Annotated in this window: 18 protein-coding genes and 1 tRNA gene; 9 read left to right on the forward strand and 10 right to left on the reverse strand. The window is 64.8% G+C overall.

Annotated features, from left to right (window positions below; all coding sequences use genetic code 11):
- Positions 1 to 147: 147 nt before the first annotated feature.
- Positions 148 to 222 (reverse strand) — tRNA-Val (locus tag C7450_RS29590).
- A gap of 334 nt (positions 223 to 556) precedes the next feature.
- On the opposite strand from C7450_RS29590, the gene C7450_RS29595 reads away from it, so the two are divergent.
- The gene (locus C7450_RS29595) at positions 557 to 2584 is read left to right on the forward strand and encodes a hypothetical protein (protein ID WP_110378095.1); all 2028 of its coding nucleotides are present in this window, start codon (positions 557 to 559) and stop codon (positions 2582 to 2584) included.
- Positions 2585 to 2641: 57 nt separating this feature from the next.
- Here C7450_RS29595 and gph read toward each other — a convergent pair whose 3' ends face one another.
- Complete coding sequence (gene gph / locus C7450_RS29600; RefSeq protein WP_110378096.1) at positions 2642 to 3343, reverse strand: phosphoglycolate phosphatase; 702 nt, start codon at positions 3341 to 3343, stop codon at positions 2642 to 2644.
- 273 nt (positions 3344 to 3616) lie between these two features.
- Here gph and C7450_RS29605 point away from each other — a divergent pair, with 273 nt between their 5' ends.
- On the forward strand, positions 3617 to 4048 hold the full coding sequence (locus C7450_RS29605) for a hypothetical protein (protein ID WP_110378097.1): 432 nt from the start codon (positions 3617 to 3619) through the stop codon (positions 4046 to 4048).
- An 89-nt stretch (positions 4049 to 4137) separates the two neighbouring features.
- Here C7450_RS29605 and C7450_RS29610 read toward each other — a convergent pair whose 3' ends face one another.
- The gene (locus C7450_RS29610; protein ID WP_146227586.1) at positions 4138 to 4371 is read right to left on the reverse strand and encodes a hypothetical protein; all 234 of its coding nucleotides are present in this window, start codon (positions 4369 to 4371) and stop codon (positions 4138 to 4140) included.
- A gap of 215 nt (positions 4372 to 4586) precedes the next feature.
- Between C7450_RS29610 and C7450_RS29615 the strand changes: the two genes are divergently transcribed.
- The 3 genes from C7450_RS29615 to C7450_RS29625 are packed head-to-tail and all read left to right on the forward strand — an operon-like array spanning position 4587 to position 7297.
- Entirely contained in the window at positions 4587 to 6035 is a 1449-nt protein-coding gene (locus C7450_RS29615) for an NAD-dependent succinate-semialdehyde dehydrogenase (protein ID WP_110378099.1), read from the forward strand.
- Entirely contained in the window at positions 6032 to 6757 is a 726-nt protein-coding gene (gene rpiA, locus C7450_RS29620) for a ribose-5-phosphate isomerase RpiA (protein WP_110378100.1), read from the forward strand. The genes C7450_RS29615 and rpiA overlap by 4 nt, the downstream gene beginning before the upstream one ends.
- A 6-nt stretch (positions 6758 to 6763) precedes the next feature.
- On the forward strand, positions 6764 to 7297 hold the full coding sequence (locus C7450_RS29625) for a DUF2059 domain-containing protein (protein WP_110378101.1): 534 nt from the start codon (positions 6764 to 6766) through the stop codon (positions 7295 to 7297).
- Positions 7298 to 7586: 289 nt separating this feature from the next.
- On the opposite strand, the gene C7450_RS29630 is transcribed toward C7450_RS29625, so the two are convergent.
- On the reverse strand, positions 7587 to 8501 hold the full coding sequence (locus C7450_RS29630) for a hypothetical protein (protein WP_110378102.1): 915 nt from the start codon (positions 8499 to 8501) through the stop codon (positions 7587 to 7589).
- Between the two features lie 96 nt (positions 8502 to 8597).
- Here C7450_RS29630 and C7450_RS34355 point away from each other — a divergent pair, with 96 nt between their 5' ends.
- The gene (locus C7450_RS34355; RefSeq protein ID WP_210206572.1) at positions 8598 to 8885 is read left to right on the forward strand and encodes a hypothetical protein; all 288 of its coding nucleotides are present in this window, start codon (positions 8598 to 8600) and stop codon (positions 8883 to 8885) included.
- Between the two features lie 27 nt (positions 8886 to 8912).
- Entirely contained in the window at positions 8913 to 9224 is a 312-nt protein-coding gene (locus C7450_RS29640; RefSeq protein WP_110378104.1) for a hypothetical protein, read from the forward strand.
- Between the two features lie 154 nt (positions 9225 to 9378).
- Here C7450_RS29640 and C7450_RS29645 read toward each other — a convergent pair whose 3' ends face one another.
- The 3 genes from C7450_RS29645 to C7450_RS29655 all read right to left on the reverse strand — a co-directional run bounded on the left by C7450_RS29645 (position 9379) and on the right by C7450_RS29655 (position 12485).
- Entirely contained in the window at positions 9379 to 10878 is a 1500-nt protein-coding gene (locus tag C7450_RS29645) for a tripartite tricarboxylate transporter permease (RefSeq protein WP_110378105.1), read from the reverse strand.
- Between the two features lie 10 nt (positions 10879 to 10888).
- The gene (locus C7450_RS29650) at positions 10889 to 11365 is read right to left on the reverse strand and encodes a tripartite tricarboxylate transporter TctB family protein (RefSeq protein WP_110378106.1); all 477 of its coding nucleotides are present in this window, start codon (positions 11363 to 11365) and stop codon (positions 10889 to 10891) included.
- Positions 11366 to 11549: 184 nt separating this feature from the next.
- A complete protein-coding gene (locus tag C7450_RS29655; protein ID WP_110378157.1) occupies positions 11550 to 12485 on the reverse strand; it encodes a Bug family tripartite tricarboxylate transporter substrate binding protein in 936 nt (311 codons plus the stop codon).
- Positions 12486 to 12793: 308 nt separating this feature from the next.
- Between C7450_RS29655 and gor the strand changes: the two genes are divergently transcribed.
- Positions 12794 to 14161 (forward strand): glutathione-disulfide reductase, encoded by a 1368-nt coding sequence (gene gor, locus C7450_RS29660; RefSeq protein ID WP_110378107.1) that lies wholly within the window; start codon positions 12794 to 12796, stop codon positions 14159 to 14161.
- A 57-nt stretch (positions 14162 to 14218) separates the two neighbouring features.
- Here gor and C7450_RS29665 read toward each other — a convergent pair whose 3' ends face one another.
- Positions 14219 to 14935 (reverse strand): carbonic anhydrase, encoded by a 717-nt coding sequence (locus C7450_RS29665; protein WP_110378108.1) that lies wholly within the window; start codon positions 14933 to 14935, stop codon positions 14219 to 14221.
- Between the two features lie 199 nt (positions 14936 to 15134).
- Between C7450_RS29665 and C7450_RS29670 the strand changes: the two genes are divergently transcribed.
- The gene (locus C7450_RS29670; protein WP_245450217.1) at positions 15135 to 16064 is read left to right on the forward strand and encodes a hypothetical protein; all 930 of its coding nucleotides are present in this window, start codon (positions 15135 to 15137) and stop codon (positions 16062 to 16064) included.
- Positions 16065 to 16136: 72 nt separating this feature from the next.
- On the opposite strand, the gene C7450_RS29675 is transcribed toward C7450_RS29670, so the two are convergent.
- Complete coding sequence (locus C7450_RS29675) at positions 16137 to 16853, reverse strand: carbonic anhydrase (protein WP_425351268.1); 717 nt, start codon at positions 16851 to 16853, stop codon at positions 16137 to 16139.
- A 335-nt stretch (positions 16854 to 17188) separates the two neighbouring features.
- On the reverse strand, positions 17189 to 18436 hold the full coding sequence (locus C7450_RS29680; RefSeq protein ID WP_110378109.1) for an MFS transporter: 1248 nt from the start codon (positions 18434 to 18436) through the stop codon (positions 17189 to 17191).
- Positions 18437 to 18702: the final 266 nt, after the last annotated feature.

Raw genomic sequence — 18702 nt, forward strand, 5'->3', positions numbered from 1 at the left:
CAGACAGCCCGCGGCGGCACGCCATCGGGGCCGATCGGACAGGCGGTCGGCAGGTGCATGACAATGAACGCCGCCGATGCAATGTCCCCTGAGGGGCAGTTGCCCCAGAACGACCTGTCTTGATGTCAGCTAAGTTCTTGAAAACGATGGTGGGTGCGACAGGGATTGAACCTGTGACCCCTGCCGTGTGAAGGCAGTGCTCTCCCGCTGAGCTACGCACCCATCGATAGGCGACACCAAAAGCATAGACACCGGCCGAAGGCAAGCCCCATGGCGTACGCCTCGCCAAAAAGATTGGGGGACACTTACGCATCGGAGAGCTGTGATAAAGCGATGAGGGGACTGGCATGGCGAACTGCGCGACGGGCGGCGCAGTCTGCGCGGAATGTCGTTATCCACTTGCCAGCCGATCGATGTTTGAAGCATTGAGACACGGCGTTCATACGGGGCGGCCGAGACGGTGCCCATCATAGTCTGAGGATGCATCGTGGAATATAAGGGGACCGTTCGAAAAATGGCTCGTTTCGGCGAGGCGGTTTTTCGAGACGCCAGGCGGATGGACCTTGCCGTTTTCGCCCTGTCGGCGGCGGCAACACTTTTGATTTATCTTGAAGCTCACAAGGATAGCCCGATAAAACCGCGCTTCCCCCAGCAGGGGAGCGGCTGGTGGGCCTGGTTCGATCAGTGGAAGTATCTGCAGTCTACGCTCGCCTTCTCGCAAGGCAATCTGGACGCCGGAAATCATTGGTATTTGCCTGGCTATTCCCTTGCGGGCGCGCCGTTCGTCCATCTGACGCCCGCGAATCCCTTTCTGATCCCCAATCTGCTCTGTTTGCTCGCCGCGCTTTGGCTGTCAGGGGTCTTGCTTGCCGAACTGGTGCCGAACTGGCGCTGGGCGCGTATCGCCGGGTGGCTGACGTTTTTTGCAACGAACGTCGCCTATCCCCTAAGCCTCACGGCCTGGGTGATCCCATGGACGACGTCGCTCGTGGCGCCGATGGTCCTGCTATGCCTATGGGCCCTCGTGAGGGTCACGAGCGGTGGGCACCCCTTCATCCTCGGTGGCGTCGCGGGAGCGTCGGGCTCACTGATTGCCGCCGCGCGTCCCGTCGACGCACTGGTGGTGCTGGGCGTAGCCGGCGCGACGGCCTGCGTGAGTCTCCTATGGCAGCGCACATCTTTGCGTTCGGTGGCCGCATTTATCCTTGGCGGCATTCTCGGCAGCGTTCTTGCCGTTGTGCTCCTCGCGATCCCCTATCTCATGATCTATGGATTTAAGCTCAGCGACTACATCAAGATGAGCGACAGCATCGGCTTTGAATGGCGCCTCTTGCCGATGCGCTGGATAACTTTGGTCATCAGCCCCTTTCCGCTCTTTCCGGATGGTGCCGGAAAGGGATTGGCCGAGCGTTTCCCCTGGATCATCTCAGGTTTCGCCGGCATGGTTGCGTGCATCATCGTTGCGACTGGCGCGGCCGCACGGTTCCGCCATCTCATTGTCGTTGGAACGACAGTCGCATACTTTATGCTTTATTTGACATACCGGGACCTACATCCTGGCGGGATGTGGTACTATGGAAACTATCACTATTTCAAATGGACGCTTCTTATATTCGCTTTATACAGTGTCTTGTTGGTGCACGAGCTCTTCGCGCAATCATTGCGGCAGGGTTTGGCGGTCGCGGCGATCGCCGTGATTGCGGTGGTCGTTCTCTTTGGCTGGCGCGCCTCCATCAAGATCGTCGGACCTTTCGAGACCACGTTCCGCGACCCGCGATTGATCGACTTTCCCAACGGTCTGGTCGATGTTGATGAGGGACTAGCGGTTTCGGCTATCGGCTCATGGTATAGCTTCTACATTGGACCTCACAGCATCCATCAGGGTGATCGCCGTTGGTCGTCCGGCGACTATAAGGCCTTGCCCTATCCGGGTGGCTTTCTGATCCTCCCGCTGCGTCGATCGCCGTCCGAACCGGCCTCCCTGCATTTTGGGGAGAATGTAACCCTGCTCGATCGGCCCGTTGTCAAAGTTCGCCAACGCCTGAGTTTTGGATTGCCGTGCTGGTTCGGCCGATGGTCCCGCGCTTGCACGGTCACCTTGCCCCTCGCGCCCGAGATAACACGCATCGGCGAGACCTTATCTGTCGGCGAGCCCAAAGCGAGCGTCCAAACGTTCGAGGCCTGGGATGAGCCCGAATTGGCCGGACGCTGGACGAACGGCAAACAGGCATCTCTGGTCTTCAACGTGGATGTGCCGAAGGGACAGGGCCTCAAGATCGAGATGGAAAGCAACGCCTTCGTGCCTGAAGGGCAGCCGCCCACATCCGTGGCCGTCGCGGTCAATGGTGAAAAGCTGACGCGCTGGGCGATCGATCGTGGTGATCCGCGGTGGTTTTCCGTGACCGTACCGGCCCGCCTTTTGCGACCGGATGGCATTGTCATCGTCCGCGTGACCATCGCCAATCCACGCATCCCGATGGTCTTTGACCGCAGGACCTCGGATCCCCGCGAACTCGGGATGTTCTTGCGCAACGTCCGGTTTGAAGCCGCGCCTCCGGAGGCGCGCGCCGCGACTGGCAAATGAGGACCTTGCCGTGACGGTTGCAGGCTTGCCGCGCCAATCTCCCGCGCTGTTGCGGCGTCAGGCGCTGGAGGGTAGGGGCACCCGCGCGGGCAGGCTCGCGACCGCATCCCAGAGTTCGTCGAAATGGTCGATGATGCGATCGGGCCCAAGCTGATCGATGGGCACTTCCGTGTAGCCGAAAGGCACGGCGATGACCGGGATACCGGCCGCCTGGGCGGTCTTTATATCGGTCAGGGAATCGCCCACCATGACGGCGGTGGCGGGATCGCCTCCGGCGCGTGCGATGGTCTCGGTGAGATGACGCGGGTTGGGCTTGAAGACATCGAACGTATCGCGCCCGCAGATCGCGGCGAAGCGATCGGCGACACCGAGCAGTTCCAGAAGCTTGACGGATTGCGATTCGAACTTGTTCGTGCAGACCGCGAGCGCCCAGCCTGCCTCGCTGAAGCGTTGGAGGGATGCCTCGACGCCTTCGAACAGCTCGCTCATGTCGGCGATATGGTCGCTGTAATGCGCGATGAAATCCGAGAAGAGCCGCTCGAGCTCTTCGGCGTCGGCGGTGCGGCCACTGGCGGCGAGGCCACGCTCAAGGAGCGCTCGCGCGCCGGCTCCGATGAGATCGCGCGCCTGCTCCAGGGGCAGAGGCGGCAGATCCTCACGGGTGAGGATGACATTGAGCGTCCCGATGAGGTCGGGCGCGGTATCGGCCAGAGTGCCGTCGAGGTCGAAGACGAGAACACGGGGCGAGAGCTTGTGCATGGGTGCAGCTAGCCGGAAATGCTCCCCTCACGCAAGACCGCGCGCGGGATGCATGCCGGAGCGCCGGACGAGGGGCCGCGACGGCTGGGGCGGATCAGGGGATCGGTACCGATCGCGGACGCGAAAGGGCGCGCCCCGCCGCGATGGAAGGTGACGACGCGGAATGGCAACGCGAGGAATGGTAAACTGACGTTAAGTGATTCGGCCCCAGATCAGGCGCCGAGCCTTCTTTGTCTCGTCGATTGAAATTGACTGCGCGCGTCAGGAAACCCCATGATCACACCACCGTCCTTGCTTGCCAAGCGCATCGGTGTCGGCCTTTTCGCCGTCGTTGCCCTGGCGGGCGCGGCGCCCTTCGAATTCGTGCCGGCACCGCAGACCGATCTCAACCGCGTCTATCGCATCGATCGCGTGACCGGCGAGGTGGGAGCCTGCCAATACGGCCTGAAGGAAGGCACCATCGGTGTGACGTTCTGTTATGCCCCCGGTGAAGGCGCCGGCAAGCAGGTGCCGGGTGAATACGGCCTCGTCGCGTCCCGCCACGAGCGGGAGGGTGGTGTGTTCCGCGTGAATTTCCGGACCGGCGAAATGAGCGTCTGCTACGTGTTCAACGAACAGGTCGTCTGCACGCCGCAAGCCACGACGGCGAGTGGTCCGGCGACAGTGCCGCCTTCGTCCCAGTCGGAGGGGCAAAGCCCGCGCTGACTTTTTAAAAGGGGGGCGGCGCCGCTGCCGCTCTCCAAGGTGGAAGGCCGCGGTTCGATCGCTCCTGTCGTGATCTTGATGGCCAGGGTCTAGATCTTCATCGCCAAGTCGACGCCCGCCGACCGCGGGTCGCAGGTGCCGCGTTCGACCTCGTCCATAATGATGCGGCGCGTCATGGCCTTGAACGCGCCCCATTCGCCGAGTTCCGCGCCGCAGCCTGAGCATCGGACGGGGCTGTGATCGTTAAGGGCTTCGGGAAGCATGATCGCTGAACAATCGCAGGTTTCGCAGGCATAATTCGAAGTCAGGGCAAAGCCGCTCATCGTCCAGATCCCGTTGTGCAGGTCATATGAGATTGTCGCCACGGTAACCCTGTGAGGCCCGCCTTGGTTCCCGAAAACTCCACGCATCGCGAATGCCGTTCGCACGCTCTGCCATTTGTCGGCCTTCACACGAGAGCGGCGATGGCGGCGCTTTGCGTGCCGGACGGCGCATGGTAGAGACGGGCTCCTTTGTGGGAGATCAGTGAGGCGTCGCCATGCAGCTCAAAGATTCATCGCTTCTTGTCGAAGCCTGCTTCATTGACGGAGCCTGGGTGGGCGAGGGGGCAACGCCTGTCACCAACCCGGTCAACGGGGCGGTGATCGCGAAAGTGCCGCATTTCGGCGCCGAGGAAACCACGCGCGCCGTCGAGGCGGCCGGCCGCGCACAGGCCGGTTGGGCCAAGCGTACCGCCAAGGAGCGCGCGGGTATCCTGCGCCGTTGGTTCGACCTCATCATCGCCAATCGCGATGATCTGGCCTTGATCATGACCTCCGAGCAGGGCAAGCCGCTGGCCGAGGCGCGCGGCGAGATCGACTATGCCGCGGCCTTCATCGAATTCTATGCCGAGGAGGCCAAGCGTCTTTACGGCGAGACCATTCCCTCGCCCTGGCCGAATGCGCGCATGGTCGTCATCCGCCAGCCTGTAGGCGTCGTCGCGGCGATCACGCCGTGGAATTTCCCCGCGGCCATGATCACCCGCAAGGTCGGGCCGGCGCTTGCTGCAGGTTGCGCCGCTGTGGTCAAGCCGGCAGGCGAGACGCCGCTGACGGCGCTGGCGCTCGGCCTCCTCGCCGAGCGCGCGGGGTTGCCGGCGGGTGTCCTGAATATCGTCACGGGTTCGGCCAAGGATATCGGCCGCGTCATGACCGAGCATCCGCTCGTCAAGCTCATCAGCTTCACGGGCTCGACCGAGGTGGGCAAGCTCCTGATGCGCCAGGCCGCTTCCACCGTGAAGAAGGTCGGGCTTGAACTCGGCGGCAATGCGCCTTTCATCGTCTTCGACGACGCCGATGTCGATGCGGCCGTCGAGGGCGCGATGGCCTCGAAGTTCCGCAACATGGGCCAGACCTGCGTCTGCGCCAACCGGCTCTATGTGCAGGCCGGGATCCACGATGCCTTCGTCGAGAAGCTCGCGGCGCGGGTCAAGGCGCTGAAGGTCGGCGACGGCACCGAGGCCGGCATCGAACAGGGGCCGCTGATCACCGACGCGGCCGTCGCCAAGGTCGAGGAGCATATCGCCGATGCCCTGTCCAAGGGCGCCGAGGTTCTTGTCGGCGGCAAGCGTCACCCGCTGGGGCACACCTTCTTCGAGCCGACCGTCCTCACCCATGTGAAGAAGGACATGATGATCGCGCGCGAGGAGACCTTCGGGCCGCTTGCGCCGGTGTTCCGCTTCGAGACCGAAGCGGACGTGATCGCCCAGTCCAACGATACCGAGTTCGGCCTCGCCGCCTATTTCTTCTCGCGCGACATCGGCCGCATCTTCCGGGTGGCCGAAGCGCTGGAATACGGCATCGTCGGTGTGAACTCGGGCCTCATCTCGACCGAAGTGGCGCCCTTCGGCGGCGTCAAGGAATCCGGCATCGGCCGCGAGGGCTCGCGGCACGGTATCGAGGAATACACCGAGCTGAAATACATGCTGCTCGCGGGGCTCGACAAGTGAGCGTCGAGGACGCCAAGCGCGAGGCGGCGGCGCGGGCCGTTGCTCTTGTGGAGGATGGCATGCGGCTCGGGCTCGGCACGGGCTCGACGGCGAAGCACTTCGTTGCCCTTCTGGGTGAACGTGTGCGTGGTGGCCTGAGTGTCATCGGCGTGCCGACCTCGGAGCGCACCCGCGCCCAGGCCGAGGCCGAGGGCATTCCTCTCTCCGATCTCGATGCGACGCCGCAGCTCGACCTGACGGTCGACGGGGCTGATGAGATCGACGAGGACTTGCGCCTCATCAAGGGGGGTGGGGGCGCCCTCCTGCGCGAGAAGATCGTGGCCGCCGCCAGCGCGCGTATGATCGTCATTGCCGATGACAGCAAGCGGGTCGCGGTGCTCGGGCGGTTTCCCCTACCGATCGAGGTTGTACCCTTCGGACTTGGCGCCACGAAGCTCGCCGTCCGTGACGCAGCCGCTGGCGCGGGCTGCCGTGGCGATCTCAGGCTGCGCCGGCAAGCGGACAGCTCTCTCTTCGTGACTGACGGCGGCCACTATATCGTCGACGCTGCCTTCGGCGCCATTCCCGACCCCGAGGACCTCAGCCGGGCACTGCTCGCTGTCCCCGGCGTGGTGGATCACGGGCTGTTCATCGGCCTGGCGACGGCTGCGATCGTGGCCTCGCCGCACGGCATCTCCACTTACGGAGATCTCACAAAAACGCGCATGGTGCCAAGGAGTTAGATAGTCATGACACGCGCTTTCAGCCGCATTACGTTCGCCGCGCTGGCCTTGGCGCTGACAACCGCCACGGCGGCCGTCGCGCAGCAGCCGGCGCCGCAGCCACCTGCCCAGACCGCGCCTCAGCCGACGCCAAGCCAGATCGCCGTCGCGCGCGAGGTCATCATCGGCTCGGGCATGGGGCGCTCGTTCGAAGCGCTCGTGCCGACCTTTGGCGAACAGATCAAGCAGCTGTTCGTGACCCGGCCGGAATTGACGAAGGATATCGATGCCACGCTTGAGCAGATCCGCCCGGAGATCGAGAAGCGCAAGGAGGAGTTGATTTCGAACGCCGCGCGTTTGATGGCGACGCATCTCAGCGAGGCCGACCTGCAGCAGATCAACACCTTCTTCGCTTCGTCAGCCGGCAAGAAATATGTCGAGACACAGCCGCTGGTGCTTGACGACATCTTCGACGCGATGCGCGAATGGGCCAATTCCACGGCCGACTTCGTCCTCAATCGCGTCCGCGAGGAAATGAAGAAGAAGGGCCACACGCTTTAGCAGGATGTTGAAGAATGGCTTTTTGAGCCGCTCACGTGTCTTCCCCGGCGAGATTGGCGAAGCCAATCGAGGGAAGGGGATCCAGAACTATGAAGAGCTTAACGTATTGCCCTGGATTCCCTTCCCCGCGGGCCTTGCGGCCCTCGGCCGGGAATGACACCGCTCCGGAGAGCAAAGCCTGAATTTTCCAACAGCCTACTGGCTTGGAGCCGGCATTTCTTCTTCACGCCTATGCGACCGGGGCGGGATGCGCACGGCATCCCGCCTTTCTGGCGTTCTGCCCATTGCGTCACGCGCGTCGGGATCGCGGCGGCGGTGAAGAGGCCAAAGCCTTCGTGATCGCGTCGCATTGCAGCAGCACGACGCCGGCGAAGAAATCCTTGAAACGATCGACCATCTGCGGTGTCACGGTGATGCGATTGTCCGGCGTTCGCAGGATCAGACCGGCCGCCTCCGCCTGGCGCAGGATGCTCAACACGTGGGCGCGCGACACGGAATAGCGCGCCGCGATACCTGCGATCGTCAGGCCGTCCCCCGACGGGCCGTTGGTCTTCGCGCCTTGCGCCAGATGGTTGGCGAGCAGCGCCAGGGCGACCGGCATGCCACCGTCGCGATCGGCGAAGACAGTGAGCTCCGGCGCCCAGTCGAGCGGTCGCAGCCCGCTCCGAAAACAATCCATGAGCGCATGGACGAAGGCGGCGAGAAAGTCTTCCCGGCCCAGATTCTGTGTGCCCATGGCGCCTTCCGGCATGATGCCGGCGATGACTGTGAAAACTTGCACCAAGCGTTCGCGATGGATGGCGAGGAGCTGCTCGGTCGGTATGAGCCGCCGCTCGCGCCGGTCGCGGCCGGGCCCTTCCGAGAGAAGGCCGAAAAGCCGCATGGTCGCGAGCATCGCCGTGGCCCGTCCCGCACTGCAGACCCCGTGCGAGACGCAAGCCGTCTTGAGCCGTCCTGCTGTCAGTCCTGGTAAGTCCTGGCCTTCTTCACCATAATAGTGCAGGTCAAGTGCCAGAAGGACCAGCAGGAAGCGTCCGCGATCGTTGAGAAGGCGGTTGAGGAGCCAACGGTTGCGGTATTGCGACGCGATGGTCTCCGCGAACCCTCGCAGGGCTTCCGTAAAGCGCGGATCGTTTTTCAGCGCGGCAATGCGTTCTTCGGTTGCACCACCTGTGCAGCGTCGCTCGTGCCCACGCTTATTCATCGGATCCGATCAATTTTTGCCATTGTATGGGGGCTGCTGCCGAGGCAATCGCCGGGAGCCGGCAGTTGCAGCGTCTCATCCGGCAGGGAGAAACAGATGAAAACATGGATTCTCACAGGCATCGGTCTGCTGACTTTAGCGGTCGCCGCTGGCCTGCCGAGCGCGAGCCAGGCTGTTGTCTACTGCAAGACGGTGGGGGTCCCCAAGGGCTGTGTTGCGCGTCCTGTGGGTGTCGGCGCGCCCGGCGTCGGGGTGAGGCCTGGCGTGGGCGTTGGGGCGGTTGGCGTTGGCGTACGTCCCGGCGTCGGCGTCGGAGCCCCGGGGGTGCGTCCACGCGGCGCAGTCAATCTGGGTGGTCCCGTCAATCGGCGCGGCGTGCGCTGAATTCTACGCGTTCTCTGGAGGTCTATCATGTCTCGTCGTTACATCATCCTTGCGCGGGCCGCTGTCCTCGCCGTGTCCGCGTCCGCCGCGATCACGCCCGCCATGATCACGCTCGCCATGGCGAGCCCGGCGGGGGCTGCCGCCTGCGCGGCCAAGCTCGGCAAGTCGGCCCAGATCATCTACAATGCGGTCGCGCCGCAAGTCTCCGGGGGCGGCGACCTGCGTGGCCTGGTCACCGACCAGACGCGCGGGCTCGTGATGTCCGGCCAGATTTCGCGCGGTGATGCCCGCCCCGCGGCGGAAGCGGCCGGCCAGTGCCTGGAGCAACTGCGGTCTTGAATGACACCGATCGATCGGCGCCGGGCGCCGATCGACTGCGCGCAGCGTCTCGCCAAAGCATAATCCGACCGGAATGAAACGAGGATCGATAAGATTATGCTTGAAATAAAAGAGGTTAGAGCGCCGATCTGATACAATCAGATCGAAACGCGCTCTAGTCCTCGTCAGCCTTGAAGCGGTCGAGGCCCTTCAGCACGAAGGGCGCGATCAGGGCCAGGAAGGAGAGGCCGAGCAGCCCCGCGGCAAGCGGGCTCTCGACCAGTGCGATGGGATCGCCAAGGCTGATAGCCAGCGCGCGTCGCAACTGCTGCTCCGCCATCGGCCCGAGGATCAGGCCGATGACCACCGGCGCGACCGGATAGTCGTAGCGGCGCATGAGAAAACCCATCAGCCCGAAGACGAGCAGCATCGACAATTCGACGACCGATGGCTTGGCGGCAATGGTGCCCATGGTTGCGAACACCAGGATGCCGGCATAGAGCCAGTGCTGGGGAATGGCGAGCAGCTTCACCCACAGCCCGACCAGCGGCAGGTTCAACACCAGCAGCATCGTATTCGCGATGAACAGGCTGGCAATCAGTCCCCAGACCAGTTCAGGCCGCTCGGCGAAGAGCAGCGGGCCGGGGTTGAGATTGTACTGCTGGAAGCCGGCGAGCATCATCGCCGCGGTGGCCGAGGTCGGCAGGCCGAGCGTCAGCAGCGGCACAAGCGTGCCGGCTGCCGATGCGTTGTTGGCGGCTTCCGGGCCGGCGACACCCTCGATCGCGCCATGGCCGAACTCCTCTGGATGCTTGGCGAGGCGCTTTTCCGTGGCATAGGACAGGAAGGTCGGGATTTCCGCGCCGCCTGCGGGCAGCGCGCCGATCGGGAAGCCGTAGGCGGTGCCGCGCAGCCATGGCTTCCACGAGCGCTTCCAGTCCTCCCGGGTCATCCAGAGCGATCCGCGCACGGGTTCGAGTTTCTCCGGCGCGCCCTTGTGGCGCGAGGCGACATAGAGTGCCTCGCCGACGGCAAACAGGCCAACCGCCAGCGTCGTCACCTCGATGCCGTCGAGAAGGTCGGGCACCCCGTAATGCAGGCGCGCCTGGCCGGACAATTCGTCGATACCGACGAGACCGAGCGCCAGGCCGATGAACAGGCTGGTGAGGCCGCGCAGCGGCGAGGCGCCGAAGGTGGCCGACACCGTGACGAAGGCCAGCACCATCAGGGCGAAATAATCCGCCGGGCCGAAATTGATGGCGACCTCCACCAGCCACGGCGCCAGGAAGGCGATGCCCAATGTCGCGATGGTGCCGGCCACGAAGGAGCCAATGGCGGAGGTCGCCAGCGCCGGGCCGCCGCGGCCGGCCTTCGCCATCTTGTTGCCCTCGATGGCGGTGGCAAGCGAGGCACTCTCGCCGGGCGTGTTGATCAGAATGGCGGTGGTCGAGCCGCCATACATGCCGCCATAATAGATGCCGGCGAACATGATCAGGGAGCCGCCCGGATCGAGCTTGTAGGTGACAGGCAGCAGCAGCGCGACCGTCAGCGCAGGGCCGATGCCCGGCAGCACGCCGACGGCCGTGCCGAGAAAGACGCCGATGATCGCGAACACAAGGTTCATCGGCTGGATGGCGACGCTCAGCCCATGGAGGAGGGAGGGAAAGGCTTCCATCGGTCCGCTCTCAGAAAAGATGTTCGAGCGGCCCGCTCGGCAGGGTCAGCGTGAGCAGCTTAGCAAAGACGAGATAGGCGCCGAGGCCGAGCGCGAGGCCGACGCCGAAATCGACGAGGAGAGCCCGTCGGTTGAAGGCGCGCGAGGTCAGGGCGAACAGGACGGCGCTGGCCAGGATGAAGCCGCCGCCGAGCCCGATGATGGCGATGACGGCGACGAAGGCGAGCGTGATCAGGGCGACGGGCCCCCAGTCCGCGCGCTCCGGTTCCACCCCGGCGCCACGCCAGGCGGTGTAGGCGGTTGCGAGCCCGAGCACGACGAGACCCAGCGCGACCACATTGGTCGCCGCTTCCGGGCCGATGCGTGCATAGGCCGGCGGCGGCGGCATATGGCCGGCATCCCGGCGCAGAAGAATGGCGATGACGAGCAGGCCGAGCGCGATGATGAGGCCACTGACGTCGAGGCGGCGCCTCCGCTTGTCGTTCATGCCGGTGGGTCCTTGGCGGGATGAGGAGGCAGGGCGCGGGCGGGCGGTGGCGATCTGCCGGCAGCTTCGCCGGCTGACGGAACCACCGCTTCCTCCCGGGAAAGCCCGCTGGCGGGAGATCCCGCCAACGTCGATGGTCGAGAGCACGCCGCGCCGGCGAAATATGGCGCGGCGAACGATGGTGTTACTGCGTGAGCCCGATCGACTTCAGGACGTCGGCGATACGCACCTGCTCGTTCTTGAGGAAGCTACCGAAAGCGTCACCGGACAGATAGGCGTCGTCCCAGCCCTTGGCCTTCAGCGTCTCCTGCCAGGCCGGCGATTTTGCCATCTTGTCGATGATGGAGACGAGGTTGGCCGTCTGCTCCTTGGTCAAGCCGGGAGGCGCCACGACCGAGCGCCAGTTGATGAGCTCGAGATCGACGCCCTGCTCCTTGAGCGTCGGTCCATCGATATAGGCGACGCGCGCAGGGGCGGCGATGCCGATCAACCTGAGCTTCCCGGCCTTGATCTGGCCCTCGAACTCGCCGTAGCCGGATACGCCGGCCGTGACCTTGGACCCGAGGATGGCGGCCAGTGCCTCGCCGCCACCGGAGAACGGGATGTAGTTGATCTTGGTGGGATCGACGCCGACGGCCTTCGCCAACAGGCCAACCAGGATGTGGTCGGTGCCGCCGGCCGAGCCGCCGGCCCAGGTGACCTTGGCGGGATCGGCTTTCAGGGCCGCAACGAGATCCTGCGCGTTCTTGATCGGCGAATTCGCAGGCACCACGATGGCCTGATTCTCGGCCGTCAGGCGTGCAATCGGCGTGACTTGTTCCAGTGTGACCGGTGACTTGTTGGTGAGGATCGCACCGACCATCACGAGGCCGTTCACCATGATCAGGGAGCCGTCGCCCTTGCCGCTATTGACGAATTGCGCGAGGCCGACAATGCCGCCGGCGCCGGGAACGTTGGTCACCTGCGCGCCTTTGACGATGCCTGAGGTCGTCAGTGCCGACTGGATCGCGCGGGCGGTTTGGTCCCAGCCTCCGCCCGGTGCTGCGGGGGCCATGATCTTCAATTCGGCAATCTGAGCCGAAGCCGAGCCGGCAAGCCCGAGGCTGCCCGCAAAGGCCATGCTGGCAGCCGCTGCCAGAACGACAAGCGAACGCCGTTTGATGCGCGTGCGCGCCGCACCGCCTGTTCCGACCATGACATCCTCCCATTCCGTGATGGCACCTTCTGCGTGCCCGTGACAATGACGGTAAGGCCGGCATCTCCAGCGAGCAAGATGCGGTTTTATCAGCCTTATGGATAGGCCGCGTAGCGCCGCGTGCGCTCGCGCATGGCAGGCGCCACGTTTTGGCCTTTCGATGGGTAGCCCTGCACGACAGTTGCGCTGGGGCGCCGCGTCGGTCACAAGGATCCGCGGACTTGGAGGGTGCGATGGCGAACGGTGATTTCGATGTCGATCTTTTCATCATCGGCGCTGGCTCGGGTGGCGTCCGGGCGGGACGCATCGCGGCCGGCTATGGCGCGCGGGTGATGATCGCCGAGGAATCACGGGTCGGAGGCACCTGCGTCATTCGCGGTTGCGTCCCGAAGAAGCTCTATGTCTATGCCAGCCGCTTCCAGGATGCATTCGCCGATGCCGCGGGCTTCGGCTGGAACGTGCCTCAGGCCAGCTTCCACTGGCCGACCCTCGTCGCCAACAAGGAAACCGAGATCACGCGGCTCGAAGGCATCTACCGCCGCAATCTCGTCAATGCCGGCGTCGAGATCGTCGACAGCCGCGCCGTGATCGAAGGGGCCCATGCGGTGCGTCTCCTGGCGACCGGCGAGCGCATAACGGCCAAGGTCATCCTGATCGCCACCGGCGCGCGTCCGTCGCTGGAACCCGTCATTCCGGGTGGTGAACTTGGCCTTGTTTCCGATCAGATCTTCGACGTGCCTGAACTGCCGCGGCGGCTGCTCGTCATTGGCGGCGGCTATATCGCGGTGGAGTTCGCCGGCATCTTCGCCGGTCTTGGCGTCGAGACGACGCTGCTGCACCGCGGGCCGCGGCTGTTGCGCGGTTTCGACCACGATCTCGCGGAGGGTCTTGCCGCCGCCTATCGGGCGCGGGGCATCGAGCTCCTTCTGGAAACGCGCGTCGCGCGGCTCGAGCGCGCCGGGTCCGATATCGCCGCGACCCTGTCCGACGGCACGACGCGCCGCTTCGACCAGGTGCTGGTGGCGACCGGCCGCCGGCCTAACACTGCGGGCCTGGGGCTTGAAAGCGCAGGTGTCGCGACAAACGAGAAAGGCGCAGTCATCGTCGATGCCGAGGGCCGCACGAACGTGCCGTCGATTTACGCCGTCGGCGATGTCACCGACCACGCCCATCTCACGCCGATCGCCATCCGCGAAGGCCAGGCCTTCGCCGAGACGGTCTTCGGCAACAGACCGACGCGTGTGGACCATTCCCTCATTCCGACGGCCGTATTCTCGACGCCGGAACTCGGCACCATCGGGCCGAGCGAGGAGGCCGCGCGGGCGCTCTATCCCGCGCTCGTCGTCTATCGCACGCGTTTCCGCGGCATGAAGGCGACGCTGTCGGGCCGCGACGAGCCGGTGATGATGAAGATCCTCGTCGATGGCGCGACCGACAAGGTCGTTGGCGTGCACATCATGGGGGAGGCCGCCGGCGAGATGATTCAGCTCGTCGGCATCGCCGTGACCATGGGCGCGACCAAGGCCGATTTCGACCGCACCATCGCCGTCCATCCGACGGCCGCCGAGGAGCTGGTCACCCTGCGCACGCCTGTTGCGTAAGGCAGGCACCGTCGTGCGCCGCCCGAGCCGTCGTGACGGCCCGGGCGCTCGTCACGCTCAGAGCAGGCTGACTTTGCCGGTCGCGATGTTGTAGACGCCGCCGACCACCTTGACCTTGCCGCTCTTGACGAATGCGTCGATGATCGGCGTCGCCTCCTGCAGCTTGCGGACGTTGTAGCGGACGTTTTCGGCGATGGCCTCATCGAGCGGGTTCTTCGCCTTGGCCTTCGCGGCGATCATCACGGCCGGCTTGATCGCCTCGACCAGACCAGGAAGGTGCCCCGGCAGCGTCACATTCTCCTCGACAACCTTTATGGTCGCTGCAACCGCCCCGCATCCGGAGTGGCCGAGCACCATGATGAGCGGCGTTCCCAGGAACTTCACGCCATATTCGAGGCTTGCGAGACCGTCGTCATTGACGAAATTGCCGGCGCCGCGAACGATGAAGAGTTCGCCTGGTCCCTGATCGAACACGAGTTCCGGGGCGACCCGGGCATCGGCGCAGCTGAGCAGCGCGGCGATCGGATATTGGGCCGCGGCCCGGGCTGCCCGGCCGACGGAATAATCCTTGTTGCGCGAGGTGTTCGCGGCATAGCGCTGGTTGCCATCCATGATGCGTTTCAATGCGACATCGGGGCTGATCGCATTCGGCGCGGCAGCCGGCGGCTTCTCCTGCGCGGTGGCAGGCAGTGCCAGCCCGCCGAGGAAAGCGGCTGCGGCACCGGACGCGATAAGGTGGCGGCGTGACAGATAGTGTTTATGGTCTTCACACATGGCGTCGTCCTCCAGCCATGACCGACGTTGCGCCGATCACCCACACGTCGAGAACGGGCTCCGGCGGTGAAGCCGGCACAAGGCACGTCTTGTCGATGCAACCCCGCAGCTTGATAACGCCACCCATCCCGAAGAGGATATATGTGCAATGCTCCGGGGGTGGAGCTTGAGTCCAAACTTTGCAGGTATTCGATTAGCTGTGCGTAGACTGCTGAACCTTACGGACAATACGCTGATCACGGCGGGGGCGCTGCCCTCCCTGCCGCCCGGTTTCACCGATGCGGCCGCGCGGCTGGCCGCCTATTCCCGCTTTAGGCCCGCGCTTGCCCGCTATTGCCAGGACGTGGCAACAGCGGCACCGACGATCTGGCCGCTCTATAAGATGTTCGATCAACTCGGACGGTATCTGGTCGCCTATATGCTGATCCACAACTACTTCGCCTGGAAGTATGCGGGCGCCGCGCCGCCGACCTTGTCCGCCCTGCAGAAGGCGATAGGGGCCGGTGCGAGCGCCCGGCACACGGCCGGCTTCGTCGCGGCTCTGAAGGCCGGGCATTTCGTTATGGCCGAACCGGATCCGGATGATCGGCGTCTGAAGTTTCTCAAGCCGGCGCCCTCCATGATCATCGCGATCGGGCGCTCCGTGCGGCTCTTCGTTGCGGCCGTGGACGAGATCGAGGGACGGCACCCCGGGCGCGCCGCGGGGCTTGCCGATCCGGAGCGGCTTGGGCTGCTGCTGTACCGCTCCGCTCAATTCGTGCGCGCCAATGGCACGCTCATCCATCCGTTTCAGCGCATTGTCCACTTCGCCGGTCGGGACTGTGGCTATCCCCTCCTGGCAGCCATCATGGGCGCGCATTATGCGCGGACGCTGCCCGATGCCCCGCCTGCCGCGCTGCTCAGTTACAAGGCCTTGGCACGGCGGCTGCAGGTGTCTCCCGCCCATGTCGGCAACCTGCTCGGTGAGGCAGAGCAGCGAGGCTGGTTCGTGATTGGCGAGGGCCGCCGCCTCACCATGCTCTGTGACGAACTGCTCGCGGAATTCGAGCAATGGGCCGCGTGGCAGATGGTGCATTTCGACAGCCTGGCGGTCGCACCCGCGCCCTCCGCGGCCATGGGCGGAGCCTAATTCATCTGGCGATCCTGGTGCGGCGGACGCGCTGATGGCACAAAAACAGTGACGGCTTAGGCGATGGCTTGCTCAGAGCAAGGTGACCTTGTCGGTCGCGATGTCATAGACGCCGCCGATGACCTTGACTTTGCCGCTCCTCACGAAACCGTTGATGATCGGTTTCGCCTTCTGCAGCTTGCGCACGTTGTAGCGCACGTTATCGGCGATGGCCTCATCGATGAGGTTCTTCGCCTTGGCCTTCTTGGCCATCAGTACGGCCGGCTTGATCGCGTCCACCAGGCCCGCGAGATGCCCCGGCAGCGCGAGCTTCTCCTCGACGACCTTGACCGCCTCCGTGACGGCGCCGCAGCCGGAATGGCCGAGTACCATGATCAAAGGCGTGCCGAGGAACTTGACCCCGTATTCGAGGCTCGCGAGGCCGTCGTTGTCGACGAAATTGCCGGCCCCGCGAATGATGAAGAGATCGCCGGGCCCCTGATCGAAAATGAGTTCGGGCACGACGCGCGAATCCGCACAGCTCAGAACCGCGGCGATGGGATATTGTGCCGCCGCGCGGGCTGCCCGGCCGGCGGAAAAATCCTTGCTCCGCGTGGCATTCGCCACGTAGCGCCGGTTGCCGTCCATGATGCGCTTCAGCGCGTCGTCCGGGCTGATGGCGTTCGGCGCGGCGGCCGGCTGCTTCTGCTGTGCAGCGGCAGGGAGCGCCAGTCCGCCCATGAAAGTCGCGGCCGCGCCGTCCGCCAACAGGCGGCGGCGTGACAGGTAATGGCGATGATCCTCACAAATGGCGTCACACTCCAATGATGACCGATGGGTTGCCGATCGGTCACGCGCCGGGAACGGGCTCTGGCCGTAAGGCGGACGCGAGCGCCATCTGCCGCAGCACATCCGCGGTTCGATCGCCCCCAATTCCCGTAAGAAAATCTCTATGCGCAATACGACGGGCTGACCTGCCAATCTGCCTCTTCAGCGGATTCGATCAGCTTATTCAAACAGTTAAGCGCTATCCCGGGGGGAGGTCAATGCCTCGGCGCCGCTTGCCTCGCTGTTTGCCGGCGATGCGATATGACCGCGCGGGCCGCCGCCCGTCCTGATGTCAGGGCCGCTCCCGCCCGCTCCCGTCAGGATGACGCCAAGGCGGTGGTCTGGGGCTCGACCTCTCCGAGGGGTTGGCCGAGCGGCTGCACCTCCGCATCGAGGCGCGGCGGCGCCTTGCGCGAGATGCGCCAGAGCACATAGAGCCCAAGCACGAAATGCACGACGGCGTTGTGCATGAAGAGCGCGCCATCGCCGAAACGCGCCATGAGGAAGGAGGCGAGCGTCGGCCCGACGATCGCGCCGAGACAATAGAGGAAGAGGAGCGTGCTCGACATATGCATCGCGCCGCCCTCGATATTGCGGTCATTGGCATGGGCCGCGATGAGGGGATAGATCACCGGCACGAAGAAGCCCATGCCGAGCGCGAGCCCGTAGAGCATCCAGACCGAAGGGTTGAGGGAGACGAAGACCAGCGCGATCTCGACCGCGACGGCACAGGCGCAGATCACCGCGATCATCCAGCGGCGGTCCATGCGATCGGAGAGGCGCCCGAGCGGGACGGGACTGGCCGCCGACCCGAGGATCAGGATCGTCATGAAGGTTGCGAGCACGGTCGTCCCGAGACCGGTCCGCTCGATGACGGCCGGCACCAGGCTCCACAGGCTGCCGTTGGCGAGCCCCACACAGATCACGCCCATGACGGCGATCGGGCTGCGTCGCGCCAGGCCGAGGATGTCGAGCCTTGCCTTCACCGGCAGGGGCGGCGGCTCCGCGCGGGTAAGCGCCATCGGCACCAGCGCCAGCACGATCGACATCGCCGATACGGAAAAAAGGGTGAAGGACTGCGCCGGCGCGATATTCAGGAACTGCTGCCCGGTCGCCGAGCCGCCAAAATTCATGACGTTGTAGAGGCCGAGCATGCTGCCGCGGTTCCTGTCCGTGGCCTTGGCGTTCACCCAGCCCTCGACGATCGCGTAAAGGCCCCCGAAGCAGAAGCCGATGATGCAGCGAAGGGCCATCCACATGGCGGGCTCGACAATGATGGCAAAGCCCAGCACGGCGCTTGCGGCGATGGCCGCGAGCGCGGCGAAGGCACGAATATGCCCGGCGCGCCTGACGATGCCCGGGGCAAGCCAGGTGCCGCCCAGCATGCCGACGAAATAGGCGGAGCCGATCGCGCCGATTTCAGCCGGCGAGAAATTCTCCATGACGCCGCGCAGGGGCACGAGAGTCGTGGCGAGGCCGTTGCCGACGACGAGGATGAAGACGGCGACGAGAACGGGTGCAACAGAGGCGAGGGAGGCTGGCACGGGATCGAACGCCGTAGACATGCGGGAATGCTCACATCACATCCGATCACGGCGAAGTTACGGCTGCAACGACGAGCAGGGTCTTCATTCGCATGGAATTGCCTAACAGATTGGCATACGAGCCATGCTTCAGGCGCAGGTGCGCGGGTGTTGCCTGTTGGGAGCTCATGGCCGGCCGATTTTGCCGCCTTTTCCGGCTCCTTCGACCCGCCGCCTCTGCCCTTCGGCGGGTATCGCCCGCGCCATGACGTTTGAGCGATTGTTGCGGCGGCGTCAGGGAGGGCCCG

The sequence above is a fragment of the Chelatococcus asaccharovorans genome (genome assembly GCF_003201475.1).
Lineage (GTDB): Bacteria > Pseudomonadota > Alphaproteobacteria > Rhizobiales > Beijerinckiaceae > Chelatococcus > Chelatococcus asaccharovorans.